14 protein-coding genes are annotated in these 14503 nt (G+C 32.8%); 11 read left to right on the forward strand and 3 right to left on the reverse strand.

What is annotated here, in order from left to right; genetic code table 11:
- Nucleotides 1–231 precede the first annotated feature (231 nt).
- Nucleotides 232–597 carry a fluoride efflux transporter CrcB gene (crcB, locus tag ITJ86_RS16755; protein WP_195872806.1) on the reverse strand — a complete coding sequence of 122 codons (366 nt, stop codon included), beginning with the start codon at nt 595–597 and terminating at the stop codon, nt 232–234.
- A 223-nt stretch (nt 598–820) separates the two neighbouring features.
- On the reverse strand, nt 821–1840 hold the full coding sequence (locus ITJ86_RS16760; RefSeq protein WP_195872807.1) for an SRPBCC family protein: 1020 nt from the start codon (nt 1838–1840) through the stop codon (nt 821–823).
- A gap of 93 nt (nt 1841–1933) precedes the next feature.
- Between ITJ86_RS16760 and ITJ86_RS16765 the strand changes: the two genes are divergently transcribed.
- From ITJ86_RS16765 to ITJ86_RS16785, 5 genes are all read left to right on the forward strand, one after another.
- The gene (locus ITJ86_RS16765) at nt 1934–3970 is read left to right on the forward strand and encodes a dipeptidyl-peptidase 3 family protein (protein WP_195872808.1); all 2037 of its coding nucleotides are present in this window, start codon (nt 1934–1936) and stop codon (nt 3968–3970) included.
- Nucleotides 3971–4198: 228 nt separating this feature from the next.
- Nucleotides 4199–5353 carry a DUF3095 family protein gene (locus tag ITJ86_RS16770; protein WP_195872809.1) on the forward strand — a complete coding sequence of 385 codons (1155 nt, stop codon included), beginning with the start codon at nt 4199–4201 and terminating at the stop codon, nt 5351–5353.
- 400 nt (nt 5354–5753) lie between these two features.
- Nucleotides 5754–6425 (forward strand): phosphoglycolate phosphatase, encoded by a 672-nt coding sequence (locus ITJ86_RS16775; RefSeq protein WP_195872810.1) that lies wholly within the window; start codon nt 5754–5756, stop codon nt 6423–6425.
- Between the two features lie 165 nt (nt 6426–6590).
- Entirely contained in the window at nt 6591–7241 is a 651-nt protein-coding gene (locus ITJ86_RS16780; RefSeq protein ID WP_195872811.1) for a hypothetical protein, read from the forward strand.
- 163 nt (nt 7242–7404) lie between these two features.
- Complete coding sequence (locus tag ITJ86_RS16785; protein WP_195872812.1) at nt 7405–8343, forward strand: hypothetical protein; 939 nt, start codon at nt 7405–7407, stop codon at nt 8341–8343.
- Between the two features lie 170 nt (nt 8344–8513).
- Here ITJ86_RS16785 and ITJ86_RS16790 read toward each other — a convergent pair whose 3' ends face one another.
- Complete coding sequence (locus ITJ86_RS16790; RefSeq protein ID WP_195872813.1) at nt 8514–9173, reverse strand: DNA methyltransferase; 660 nt, start codon at nt 9171–9173, stop codon at nt 8514–8516.
- 199 nt (nt 9174–9372) lie between these two features.
- Between ITJ86_RS16790 and ITJ86_RS16795 the strand changes: the two genes are divergently transcribed.
- The 6 genes from ITJ86_RS16795 (at nt 9373) to ITJ86_RS16820 (ending at nt 14214) form a co-directional block, all read left to right on the forward strand.
- Complete coding sequence (locus tag ITJ86_RS16795) at nt 9373–9759, forward strand: hypothetical protein (RefSeq protein ID WP_195872814.1); 387 nt, start codon at nt 9373–9375, stop codon at nt 9757–9759.
- Nucleotides 9760–9929: 170 nt separating this feature from the next.
- Nucleotides 9930–10475 (forward strand): hypothetical protein, encoded by a 546-nt coding sequence (locus ITJ86_RS16800; RefSeq protein WP_195872815.1) that lies wholly within the window; start codon nt 9930–9932, stop codon nt 10473–10475.
- Nucleotides 10472–10840 carry a hypothetical protein gene (locus ITJ86_RS16805; protein WP_195872816.1) on the forward strand — a complete coding sequence of 123 codons (369 nt, stop codon included), beginning with the start codon at nt 10472–10474 and terminating at the stop codon, nt 10838–10840. The genes ITJ86_RS16800 and ITJ86_RS16805 overlap by 4 nt, the downstream gene beginning before the upstream one ends.
- Nucleotides 10841–11014: 174 nt before the next feature.
- Nucleotides 11015–11491, forward strand: coding sequence for a PA14 domain-containing protein (locus tag ITJ86_RS16810; protein ID WP_230080335.1), 477 nt, complete (start codon nt 11015–11017; stop codon nt 11489–11491).
- A 152-nt stretch (nt 11492–11643) separates the two neighbouring features.
- Nucleotides 11644–12645, forward strand: a complete 1002-nt coding sequence (locus tag ITJ86_RS16815) for a GW dipeptide domain-containing protein (RefSeq protein ID WP_195872817.1) — start codon at nt 11644–11646, stop codon at nt 12643–12645.
- A gap of 390 nt (nt 12646–13035) precedes the next feature.
- Nucleotides 13036–14214 (forward strand): IPT/TIG domain-containing protein, encoded by a 1179-nt coding sequence (locus ITJ86_RS16820; protein ID WP_195872818.1) that lies wholly within the window; start codon nt 13036–13038, stop codon nt 14212–14214.
- Nucleotides 14215–14503 lie beyond the last annotated feature (289 nt).

Below are 14503 nucleotides of genomic sequence, written 5' to 3' on the forward strand. Positions count from 1 at the left end.
CAAAATTGCTCTGTGAATCTCCGCGATACCTCCGCACATCTCTGCGTAATTACCACTTTGCGTCTCTGCGTCTTTGCGAGCAACTTTTCAGTCTTTAGTATGAGGAAAAAGTTATTCGTTATTGAGTTATTAAGTCGATGTCCCAAATCGCTCTTCGCATCTCCGTGAAACCTCCGTGCATCTCTGCGTAATTAACACTTTGCGTCTTGGTCACTTAGCGCGCTAAAAAATTCATTTCACCAACCACATCCCTAAAAACACCGCCAAAAATCCAACCACAAAACTCGCCACCGTATAAATAGCAAAACTCATAAAATCACCCGATTTCAAAAACACATGATTCTCATAAGCAAAGGTAGAAAACGTTGTAAACCCACCACAAAACCCAGTTGCTAAAAGTAAGGTCTGACTCTGAGATAAGGTTTCGTTTTTAGCCGCTAAGCCAAGAATAAGTCCAATGAGTAAACTCCCCAAAATATTAGCCGCAAAGGTGCCATACGGAATTCCGGTTTCAGAATTGTTAAGCCATTTGCCAATAATAAAACGAAGCACGCTACCAAAGCCACCACCAAGAAATACGAGAATAAGTTGTTTCAATTTTTTTTAGTTTTTAGTCGGTAGTTGATAGTTTCTTAGAAGTAAACATGAATCTCAAGTTTCGAAAATAGAATTATTAGGTTATTCTGTAATTAAGTTATTTAGTCATTTACAAATCAGTCTCTGTGCATCTCCGCGTTATCTCTGTGCATCTCCGCGTAATTTTCACCTTTGCGACTTAGCGTCTTTGCGAGAGACCATTTTTCAAGCTTCTAGATTCACATTACTTCACTTCCACATAAATCTCGGTTATCCATTTTGCAGGATTAGGCTCATTCATGGGATCTGTAATGTAAGTTTCAAGCATCGATCCACTTTCAATCATTTCAAGATTATTAGTGCTTATATACGCCATTGTGGTGTCCCAAGCTTCTTTCAAATTATCATAATTACCTCTTAAAACTGTTTTTACAGCTCTAAAAGATTCCAAGTTACCCGTTAAAATTTCGGCTTCGTCAGTAATAATTCTAGAATTTGTTGGTACACATGTAGAGAACATTACGGTATCATTTTCTTCATCCCATTTGTGATATAAAATAAATGGTGGACCAGCCATAGTAACATTATGAGCTATAGCGTAGGCACCAACTTTTGGTAGCATTGTCGTCATGTTCTTTTCAAAATCACTGAATTTACAAGATGCCGTATTATAAAGATAATACCCTCCACTATGTTGTGTGACTCCTTCAACAGTAATCGTATAAACTTTCATGTCGGCTTGTATTGCACTGTCTAAAAGCTCTAGGCTTCTTTCGTATTCAGGACCAATTACCGCCTCCATGCCACCAGAAAAAGCAGCCCACATTTTAAAACCAAAAGGTAAATTGTCACCCGAAATAGTCCAAGTCACATCCGTTGAGCCATCAGTATTCGACTTAAAATCCCAATTTACATCAGATTTTGGATAGGTTGCAAATTGCATCTCTTGTGTAATCGACGTATCGGGATTAGCAGCTGTCGTGGTCATATAGCCTTCATCTCCATCCTCATTCCAATTGTATGACCCTCCAACACCTTTAGTCGTTTCGCCTAAAGTCATTACAATTTCAGGATTCGATTCAACCCAAGAACTCCATGATTCCCAATTTTTAAAATCAATGACATTGTTGTAAATCACAGAAGGTGGTGCTTTTATGGTTCGCGTTCGCGTTACTTCGTACGAATTGGGCTGCACTGCAATATAAATTGAAACTCCAATGACAAGGATTAATAGTAATAAGAGGAAGGATTTAAAAGCTTTCATTAGCAGGGATTTTATTTTGTGTTTATCAAAGATAGTCATTTTATGATATGTGATATATACATTACATTTGTGTACAACAAATAAAAAACTCACATGAATTTAAAATCCTTATTTAAAATCTGTTTTCTCGCCCTTTTTATAGTGGCATGTAAGAATGAAGCAAAAGAAACACCAACTGAAACCGTCGAAGTTACTGAAGCGGAATTTAGTTATAATGTCGAAGAATTTGCAGACATTAAAATTTTACGATACCAAATTCCAGGTTGGGAAAATTTAAGCCTTAAAGAACAAAAATTAGTCTATTATTTAACGCAAGCAGGTCTTGAGGGTCGCGATATTATGTGGGATCAAAACTACAGACATAACCTTAAAATTAGACATGCACTAGAAAATATCTACACCAACTACACAGGAGACAAAACCACTGACAACTGGAAAAATTTTGAAACTTTTGTAAAGCGTGTTTGGTTTAGTAACGGAATTCACCATCACTATTCTAATGCAAAATTAAAACCAGAGTTTGATAAAGACTATTTAAACGAATTATTATCTGCAACCAATACCACTTTAGAAGGTGAAGCTTTTGAGGTTTTATTTAACGATAAGGATGCTAAAAAAGTGAATCAGGCAAAAGGCATCGACAACGTCTTAGAATCTGCCGTTAATTTTTACGGTCCAGATGTAACGAATGCAGATGTGGCTAATTTCTACAAAACAAAAGTATCTCCAGATCCAGAGAAGCCATTATCTTATGGTTTAAATTCTCAATTGGTAAAAGAAAATGGAGAATTAAAAGAACGTGTTTATAAGTCAGGTGGCTTGTATGGTGCCGCTATCGATAAAATTATTTCGTGGTTAGAAAAAGCACAAGGAGTTGCCGAAAATGATGCACAAGGTGAGGCTTTAGGCTTACTAATTGAGTATTATAAAACAGGTGATTTACAAACTTGGGACGATTATAACGTGGCTTGGACAGCAGCAACCGAAGGTAATGTGGATTATATTAATAGTTTTATTGAAGTGTACAATGATCCTTTAGGCTATAGAGGGTCTTACGAAACGATTGTTCAGATTAATGATTTTGACATGTCTAAAAAAATGGCTGTGTTATCTGAAAATGCACAATGGTTTGAAGATAATTCACCTTTAATGGACGCACACAAAAAAGACAGTGTGGTTGGTGTAACTTACAAAGTAGTAAATGTGGCAGGTGAAGCAGGTGATGCGTCTCCAAGTACTCCGATAGGTGTGAATTTACCAAATGCCAACTGGATTAGAGCAGCCGTTGGAAGTAAATCCGTTTCTTTAGGAAATATTATTGGTGCTTACAATAATGCAGGAGGTTCTGGTCGTTTAAAAGAATTTGTTCACGATGAAGAAGAGTTACAACTCGAAGAAGAATACGGACAATTAGCAGATAAATTACATACCGCTTTACATGAAGTGATTGGTCATGCTTCAGGACAATTAAATCCTGGTGTTGGTGAAACTAAAGAAACCCTTAAAACGTATGCCTCTACTTTAGAAGAAGGTCGTGCTGATTTAGTAGGTTTATACTATTTATACGATTCTAAATTACAAGATTTAGGCCTCGTTGAAGACTGGAAAAAAGTAGGAAAAGCAGCTTATGACGGTTACATCAGAAATGGTTTAATGACCCAATTAATCCGTTTAGATTTAGGTGACGATGTTGAAGAAGCACATATGAGAAACAGACAATGGGTGTCTTCTTGGGCTTTCGAAAAAGGAAAAGCAGACAACGTAATAGAAAAAGTAACTAAAGATGGAAAAACCTATTTTAACATTAATGATTACGAAAAGTTGCACGAATTATTCGGACAACTATTAAGAGAAACACAACGTATTAAGTCGGAAGGAGATTACGCAGCTGTTGAAGCCTTAGTGGAAGGGTATGGTGTAAAAGTAGATCAAGATATTCATGCCGAAGTTTTAGAGCGTAACAAACAATTTCCATCTCCACCATACAGTGGATTTGTAAACCCTGTGTTAGTGCCAGAACTAAATGATGCTGGAGAAATCATAACGATTAAAGTCACACAACCTAATGCATTTGCAGAGCAGATGCTACATTACAGTAAGGATTACAACAATCTTCCTGATGTAAATTAAGGTTTAAAATTTTTATACATTTTAAAAAGCACTTACAGTTTTGTAGGTGCTTTTTTTCTGGAATAGAATATGTTAAAAACAAACAACAATTATCAATTAAGTTATAGTGTTGATTACTCTTAAAAATGATTATATTTAAGATAACGGATGTAGTAATATTTAAACGCACGTGATAATGTGTGGTTAAAAACATTTTAAAGTAAAAGAGAGCAGTCTGCAGCGGAGCTAATGGAAAATATAAAATTTTATAACAAGCTAAAAAAGTCAACGGATACACTTACAGCATTATTAGAAAATGAATCTTATTTCTCTGATGTGCCAGGTACTTGGCATGTTGTCGTCGTTGATATTTTAAATTCTACACTAGCCGTAGATGAAGGCAAACACCATCAAGTTAATCTAACCGCTACAGGATCTATAATTTCCGTGTTAAATTTTATTAGAAAAGAAAAGCAAAACATAGAAATACCCTATTTTTTCGGAGGTGATGGCGCGACATTTATTATTCCATCGCTGTTCTTAAAGTCAATCATAAAAATCTTAGATAATTATAGTCTTCATATTAAGAATAATACCAATCTAATACTTAGAGTAGGTCATATTTCAGTGAGTTATTTGGATGGTCAGGATTATGGTTTAAAACTTGCAAAACATCAGATAACCAATCAATTATCAATCCCTATTGTGTTGGGTACTGGTCTGAAAAAAGCTGAAGTATTAATTAAAACCAATTTTGAAGAGAGCCGCACTAATTTCGAGAAATCCCTTTTAAATTTAGAAGGCATGGAGTGTCGTTGGAAGCAAGTTAAACCGATTCAAACCCAGAAAAAGGTGGTTTGTTTATTATTAGACGCGATACATGAAGGCGATCAAAGATGGATTTATAAAGCTGTTATTAGTGAGATGGATCGACTCTTTGGGACGTTTGATAACCGACAACCTATAAAATCGACTAAATTAAGATTAAATTTCAGTATTCGTAATATATGGGAGGAAATGAAGATTAGTCTCACGAGGCAAAATTTAAGCTACTTATTTAAAAAATGGATGTCTACACTGATCGGTAAATTCTATTTAAACCTATCAAAAGATGGAAAATACTATTTAAATCAAATAGGGCAACTGTCTCATACATTTATGCTCGATGGCATGATTAATACTGTTTTTACAGCTGAGCAATCTCAAATTAATCTTTTTATAACGTATTTAAATCAACTCGAAAACGACAATAAAATCGTTTATGGTATTCATGTCACGCACGCCTCAGTAATGTCTTGTTATGTGTTAGATAGAAAAACCAAACACTCTCACTTTGTCGATGGCACCGAAGGAGGTTATACGTCTGCCGCCAAAATGCTGAAACAAAAGTTGAAAAATCTTTAAGCACTTTATTTGAAACGCATCTCAACTAAAGCCTAATCTAATTAGAATCAGATGTCATAAAATTCGTCAGTTCGAGTAAATGTTACGATTGAAAATGAGTGAAATGAGTATCGAGAACAAGAATTTGTCCGGAATGGAATTCGTGATACAATTTTTATAATTAAAACTTTTCGAGATATGAATAATTCGAACTTAGGGTTTTTAATATTTTACCCAAAAGTTTATTCGATTAGATTGTCCCCTTGAGGGGACTTGAGGGGTGTTTTTTAAGAGCATCAAAATATAATATAATATAATATCAATGTCAACTAAAAACCAACCACCATCACACCCAATTTTAAAGAACCTACAAGCCTAGTTTCATAAAAACTTCCGCATCTTTGTGTCTAAATAAAACATTGTGAATTTTAAAGACAAAAACCTAATTATATTCGATTTTGATGGCACGCTAATTAATAGCATTCCAGATCTCACCTTGGCCGTAAATAAAATGTTGAAGCATTACAGTTTACATCCTTTAACCATAGAGCAAGTCACGCCTTATATAGGCAATGGCGCAAAACCTTTAGTGCGTAGAGCGCTCGAATATAGAACTCAAGATAAGCAGTTGCCAGAACCTTTGCTCAAAGAAGCCTTTGATATCTATTTGGCGGCTTATAAAAGTGCCATTTGTATCGATACGTTTATGTATCCTGGTGTTTTAGAAACCTTAATCCATTTAGATAAAAAAGGGTATGATATGGCGATATGCACCAATAAACCTTATGGGTTTATAAAACCAATTTTAGACAGCTTAGAGATTACAAAATTCTTTAAATGTTGGATCGGTGAAGATTCCTTAGCTGAGAAAAAACCAAGTGCAGCACCATTGTTACACTTAGTAAAAGAACTGAATACCACTATAGAAAAAAGCATCATGGTTGGTGACTCTAAAAATGATATTCTAGCCGCTCAAAATGCTAACATGGATAGTATTGGTGTCAGTTACGGTTATAACTATAACGAAAACATTGCCAATTATAAGCCAACGTTAGTGGTTGACGAATTTGTGGAACTACAGGAATTGTTTTAGGCTAAAACGTACGTGACTTTACGTATAGATATTTGGAATTGTTTTCATAGTTTTATAGAATACAAATAGTGCCTTAAAGTTTTGTTATCCTGAAGTATAATATTGATAAGATTGCTGTTTGTTTTTTTATAACGAGTTAGCAACAATTTAAACCGATTTTAATAATTGACTAGAGAATACGAAAGAGCATTAACCGAATCCGAAAAAAGAATTTTGAGGAAGCAAATTGAGGAAACTAAATCAAGTATTCCGAAAGACGTTGGTTTAATTATTTTGAAAGTACTATTTCTGTCAGTTTTTGCTATTCTTTTGTATTTCTACCCAAAGATTTGGTTGATAATAATTTTGTCAATTGCATCTTTTTTTATGTTGTGGTTTTTATATTATGAAATACCGGATTTGATAAGATTACCGAAATTCCTTAAGAAAAAAGGAGAGGTTATAGAGAATGGAATTGTTCGGGTTAACGAAATTAGTCTTGATAGATATATTAAAATCGCCAATTTTGAAGATGAGGGAAATCATTACATAGTGGAGTATAATGGAATGTTGACTTTGATTGGCGGACAAGAATTTGTTGGAGTTAGAAAACTAAAAAACAAGATTGAACAAATAGAAATATTAGACCCTGAAAAAACTGGAATTTATTACGAAAAAATAAAAAAAACTGGTGAAAATCTAAACCCTTACTATGTGTTTAAAAATGGAATTTCAGACAATTTAGTGGAATCTCAAATATGGGAGAAATTGACAAATCGAAATCCATTTCCTGGAAAGTTGGAGGATTTAGACGAATTTATAAAAGAAGATAAATAAAAAACAGTTGCTAACAATGGCTATAAGTAATTGCTGGTTCTCGCCTACTTTGGAAATTCCTGCGGAATTTCCAACTTGGTGTGTACTTGCAAAGTTAAGTGCTAAACCACGCAACTACTCATAGCCGAGACCGTTGGGTACAATTACCACAAAAACGAACTGAATGAGCAAAATAATAGCATTTTCAATTATAATTATACTATTCGGAATTCATAAAATTCCAGCCCAAAATTATCTGAATTACTATGAGACGATAAACAAAGCTGAAATAGCAAATCTTGACAAAGGTTTTAAAAAATCGGATTCGCTTTATCAAGTTGCTTTCGGACTTGTGGACAAACCATTTAAAGATGATTATTTACTTGCTTCAATCAATTCCGAAAAACTTAATGAAAATCATAAAACATACGAATATCTGAAAAGTGGAATTTTTTACGGACTAACACTTAAAAGAATTAAAAAAGAACTTTCGAAGTTCAAAAAATCTGAACAATGGAGACTTTTGAAAAACGAATATAAATCGATTAGAAGTGAATACTTGAATTCACTTAACCTAACGTTAAGGGAAGAACTTCTCGAAATGGTCAAAAAAGACCAAGCTGTGAGGCATCCAGTTTTTGGAAGTGCTAAAAAAATGAAAAAAACAGATAATGAAAATTACAAACGTCTTTTAGAAATCATAGAACAAAACAATGGCGAGTGGCCAAGTAGATTTGCAATTGGAGACGGAAATGAAAACGGAAAATATGCGTTTGGAGAAATAACAATAATGTTACACCATTTTACTAAAGAACAAGTAAATGGTTTAAAACCAATTCTAATTTCCGCTATTTTAAAAGGAGGTTTATCGCCTTATAATGTTGCTTATCCTCTGGACTATAAGAATTCAAAGAATATTGGAGAACGGAAAAGAGGAAATACCACGTTTTTTTATAGTTGTAATATTTTGGGCTCTTATAGAAAATCGAGCAATAAAGAAATTGTGATTTGTGATTGCGAAAAAGCAGAAAAAGAACGAAAAGAAATGGGACTTGAACCTTTAGATGACTATTTTAGGAAAATTAATTCATCATATAATTGTTACGAACAAAATAAAAAATAACTGTACCCAACAATGGCTATAAGTAATTGCTTGTTCTCGCCTACTTCTGAAAATCCTCGCGGATTTTCAGTTTGGTGTATACTTGCAAAGTTAAGTGCTAAACCACGCAACTACTCATAGCCGAGACCGTTATGCACAATAAAATAAAAAAAAGGGCGACCACTCATACGCTAAAAAAGTGAGTTCCATTTTGTGTTTTCTATTATGCTATTAGTTGCCTTATCAAAATATTCTTTATCTATCTCACAAGCATCTAAAGTTAAATTCATTTTCTCAATTTTGTTTACACCATCTAATGCTATTGCAATATTTCCACTACCTAAATGAGTATCTAAAACTTTAAATCCTTCTTTTGCATAATTAGTTAAAATGTATTGATACAAAGTTTTTGGTTTTTGTGTTGGATGAAACTTTGTTTTTTTATCTAAATAAGCAGAGTATCTAAATATCCTTGGCGCTTTATCAAAAGAAGTCCAAGCAAATTCACAATCAGCAAAAGATAATCCGTTAGGTATTTCTTTATCCCAAATTAGATAATGTTTGCAAGGTGGTAAATCAAAATAATTGCCACCCCAAATAATTTGATTTTTAGAAACTCTAAACAGTTCTTTAAAATATTCTTCAGTAGGCGTGTTTTTATCCCAATCTTTATTTTTCCATTTTCTGTTTTTAGCTTTAGATGCTTTTTTACTTTTGCCTATTCCCATATTCATATTGGCTAAATCTAATCCGTATGGTGGGTCAACTATTGCTAAATCAAAATGGTTATCTTCAAACCTTTTCATAAGGTCTAAATTATCTTCGTTTGTAATGTTTAAATATTCTCTCATTCTCTTTGTGTTTATTTGCCTTCCTACGTCAGGCACGCCCTTTTTTTTATTTTACAGATGCATAACAATGTATATAACCCATTGCCGAAAAAGGCAACGTGCCATATACTCGTCCGTTGTACGCAATATGAGAAAAGCAGTATTCATAAACATAATTTTGGTACTTTTCGTAACGAATTGCTCAAGTCAAACAAAGAAAATGACAGAAGAAGAATACTTTGAAAAAGCTAAACTGATTTGGCAGAATTATGTTCCGAAATCTGGACAATCGGAATTTGTTCAAGGCGAATTATTGAGAGCTATCGAAAAATTAAGAGATGAAGCTCATAGAAATGGAAATATAAACTTTAATGAAAAGTGTCACGGAATTTTAATCGGATTTGTAAGAGAAAAATTATCTGACGAAAAAATCTTTGACGAAAAAACGATTGAAATAATCAATGAGGATTTAAACAGACTTTCGATTGAGGAACAGCCATATACTTGGGATGACATTTTTGACCGAATATGCGACCGAATTGTTGACTGGAATATATTTTACGGAAATGAAATTAAACACGAAAATAACACTGAATTAAACTGTTAGTGAATAAAATACTGCGTACAACACCGTGTATATTTTATTGCTAGGTTCTAGCCTACTTACGAAAATCCTCACGGATTTTCTATTCGGTATTTATTTGCTAACTTAGTAACTTAATCACGCAACAAAGCATACACAAACACGTTGGCAACAAGACGAAAAACCCAAAGTAATTGGAAGATATATTAAGAAAATTATTTACTGAATGGAAATTAGACACTTGGGCTAATGTCTTGGAAGTAGTCGGATTTGGAATTACAATTATTTCTTTAATAATTGCACTTTTCGTAAAATCTGAATTAACAAGACTTAAATTAAGTTACATATTTGACAATCGAATTAAGCAACATACAAAACTTTTAAAAAAATCAGCTTCTAATTTAAATAGCTTTTTTGACGACTACGATAATAATCTGAATTCAATTAAAGCGGAATTAAATATCTGTTCGTCTGAATTACAAGATTTAAAAACAAAACTTGGATTTTGGCAAGGAATGAAATGCCGACTATTAATTTATCGCATAAATAGAAGATTGACAAAAAAATTTACAGAGAAAAAGAAGGATAGTTATCCAATTCTGGAGTTTTTACTTAAATATCCCAAAAGAATTTACAAAACAACCTATGACGATAATTGGATAATATATTGCAAATTACACGGAATTATTAGACAAATAGAAAACATTAAAAGAAACAAGGAAAAATCCTTAACGATATGAGTTCACAAGCATTCAAAACAATATTAAAAATAAATGACTTAACTAAAGAAGGAGAAGTTAAGTGGAATACGTGGTCATTTTCTATCGATTCTTTAACTGGATTGGAAAGATTAATCGGAACTGCATATGTTACGAAAGTTAAAGAAAAGCATTTTAGGTGTTACCAGTACGAAAGTCGACACTACTATGATGAAGACCAATTTGATTGGGTTCCTCATTATAGATTGGAATTTGTTGATGGAAATGGTAAATTGGAATGGCAATTTCCTGAAGAAAGTGCAATTGAAGATTTATATGAATCTATACAATTTAAAATTTCAGGAGCTTCAGACTTTTTCTCTTCATTTTTAGAAGGAGATGAATAAAGTCCAGTTGCCAGCACCGTGTATAATTCATTGCTAGTTCTAGCCTACTTACGAAAGTCCTCGCGGACTTTCTATCTGTGATTTACCTGCCTGTCGGCAGACAGGTTTGTTAACTTTAGTACTTAAACACGCAAAAAACCATTAACAAACATTGCAAACTAAAATGAAATTTGAATGAAAATAATAAAAAAAATATCAAACAGAATTGCTTTAATTTTATCGCTCTTGCTAATGGTGAGCTGTGGATTAACAGGTGAAGAAGTAGCTAGACTTGCAATTAATGAAGTCAGTAAAAGTAATGACAATTTGATTATAAAAGAAGACCAAGTTGAACTTAAAAAAGGAGATGAAATCGCTTTTTGGTCGGATATGGATTATAATTATGAAGGACAAATTTCATTAAAATTTAAAATTGAGATTATAAAAAATGATGAGAAATTAGGTGTATTGGAAATCGACCCGACTGATAAAAATATTACAATCGGTGAATTGAAGACGTCAATTAACGGAAAAACTGATTGGAGTTTTACTGGTAAAAACACTGAACTTGATATTAAGGAGGACGGAAATTATACTTTTAGAGGACTATTGGTCGCGTCTGAAAATTCTACATTGGAGATAAATAAAGCGGAATTGGTTATAAAAAAATAAATCGTTTACTAACTCCGTGTATAATTAATTGCTAGTTCTAGCCTACTTACGAAAATACTCTCGTATTTTCTATTCGGTTTTTACTCGCTTAAACCGCGCAACTAATCACACACACACACACACGTTGTGTATAATTTATAAAAAAATCAATTATGAAAACCACAATAAAATCAGTTAATGTTTTTGCTATTATTGGTATTGTTTCTTTTCTCATATTAGCCTGTGCATCAGAACCTAATGATGTATTAAATGAGGATGAAAATACACCCATCACAAGTGACTATACAAGATATCAAATTTCGGGAGGAGAAAGTTCTTTTCACATATTTGATAAAGAAACAGGTGTCGTAAAATCCTATGGCAATCATGGGATATGGCAAGCCCCTTATGAATTAGTTGGCACAACTAACGTTCAATCAACAAATGACTATACAAGGTATCAAATCACGGGAGGAGAAAGTTCTTTTCACATATTTGATAAGGAAACAGGCGTAGTAAAATCCTATGGTAATCATGGGGTATGGCAAGCCCCTTATGAATTAATTAGTACAATTTATGTTCAATCCACAAATGACTTTACAAGGTGTCAAATTACGGGAGGAGAAAGTTCTTTTCACATATTTGATAAGGAAACAGGCGTAGTAAAATCCTATGGCAATCATGGGATATGGCAAGCCCCTTATGAATTAGTTGGTACAACCAATGTTCAAACCACAAATGACTATACAAGGTATCAAATTACGGGAGGGGAAAGTTCTTTTCACATATTCGATATGGAAACAGGCGTAGTAAAATCCTATGGTAATCACGGGATATGGCAAGCCCCTTATGAATTAGTTGGCACAACTAATGTTCAATCAACAAATGACTATACAAGGTATCAAATTACGGGAGGAGAGAGTTCTTTTCATATATTTGATAAGGAAACAGGCGTAGTAAAATCTTATGGCAATCATGGGGTATGGCAAGCTCCATATGAATTAGTTGGTACAACTAACTTTCAATCTACAAGTGACTATACAAGGTATCAAATTACGGGTGGAGAAAGTTCTATTCACATATTTAGTCAGGAAACAGGCGTAGTAAAATCCTATGGCAATCACGGGATATGGCAAGCCCCTTATGAATTAGCTGGTACAACTAACGTTCAATAGAGGACATCTTGTAATAATTGGAAAACAGGTTCTGATTGTTCAGATTCTGCTTCTTATTGCTGTAATAAACATACTTATGTTTAGAAGTTTCTACATCCAGGAGAAAATTTTCCGATAAAAAAAAGAACGCTATAGTATAATACACCATTTTCTGATGTAATAAAAAATTGAATACAAAAAGAAAATCGCTCGAAATGATAAATTGAATACTGTATTCATAATATAAATAACTATACACAACACCTTGTATAATTAATTGCTAGGTTCTTGCCTACTTACGAAAATACTCGGGTATTTTCTATTCGGTTTTTATTTGCTAACTTACACGCTAAACCACGCAACTAAACAAACACAAGGACTCGTTGTGAAAAATTAACATAAAATAACAATATGAGAAAAATTTTAAGTTTATTGACAATTTTAGGAATCATCTTTTCATGTACAAACAATGACCCATCAGAAGAACAGGATTATTTTCCTACAAATATTGTAATTAATTCACAAAATGGAGAAATTGGAGAAATTCTCACGATTAACGGTAATGGTTTTTTAACTAATGCAAATTATGTGGTTACATTTACAGAAAATAAAATAGCCGCAATAACTGAAATTAATAGTAATAATTTAAAAGTAGAAATCCCAGAAAATGCAATTTCTGGAGATATATCTTTAACATATAATGATCACACTGAAATAATTGGAACTATTGAAATAATTAATAATACAATTATAAATGACTTATATATTTTTCATAATTCAGAAAATAAAATAGCTAAAGTAAATATTGATAACGGAAACCTTATTTACTTAGATACTAGTATTAATTATCAAGGAGAAACTAGAGGAGCTGTTTATCACTCTAGTAATAACGAATACATTGCTTTTGAGAACGGCAACTCTCCAAAATTAGTTCGTATCAACTTAGATGATGGAAGTATAACAAATGTTGGAATTCCTAGTTCATTTTTTACAAATGGAACTTCATTTGATGACATGGTAATTGATGATAATGATAATTTATACATCTATCATAAATCAGAAAATAAAATAGCAAAAATAAATATTGATAATGGAAACCTTACATATTTAGAAACTAATATAAACTATCAAGGAGAAACTAGAGGAGCTGTTTATCACTCTATTAATAATGAATACATTACATTTGTAAATGGTAGTTCCCCTAAATTAGTTCGTGTAAACTTAGACAATGGAAGTATAACAAATGTTGACATTCCTAGTTCATTCCTTACAAATGGAACTTCATTTGATGACATGGTAATTGATGATAATGATAATTTATACATCTATCATAAATCAGAATATAAAATAGCAAAAATAAATATTGATAATGGAAACCTTACGTACACAAACACTTCTGTAAACTATCAAGGTGAAACTAGAGGGGCTGCTTATCACCCTAATAATAATGAATATATTGCTTTTGAAAATGGTAGTTCTCCTAAATTAGTTCGTGTTAATTTAGAGAATGAAAGTTTAATAAGTATTGATATTCCTAATTCATTCCTTACAAATGGAACTTCATTTGATGACTTCATAATAACTAAATAGTAAAAACGTGTTGGACACATTATAAAATATTATCCTAGTTCTAGACTACTTACGAAAGTCTTATTGGACTTTCCATCTGTAATTTACCTGCCTGTCTGCAGATAGGTTTGCTAATTTTAGTGCTTAAACCACGCAACTAACCATACACAAACACGGTATACAACATTTAAAATATGAACTTTCCTGAAATAGGCTGACTAAAAATTAAGCAATTAATTACAGTCACTTATGAAAACACAAAATGAACACTGGCGAAAAAAAAGCTACCAAAAAGCAACTTTAGAGACTA

The sequence above is a fragment of the Winogradskyella marina genome, assembly GCF_015645385.1.
GTDB classification, from domain to species: Bacteria; Bacteroidota; Bacteroidia; order Flavobacteriales; family Flavobacteriaceae; genus Winogradskyella; species Winogradskyella marina.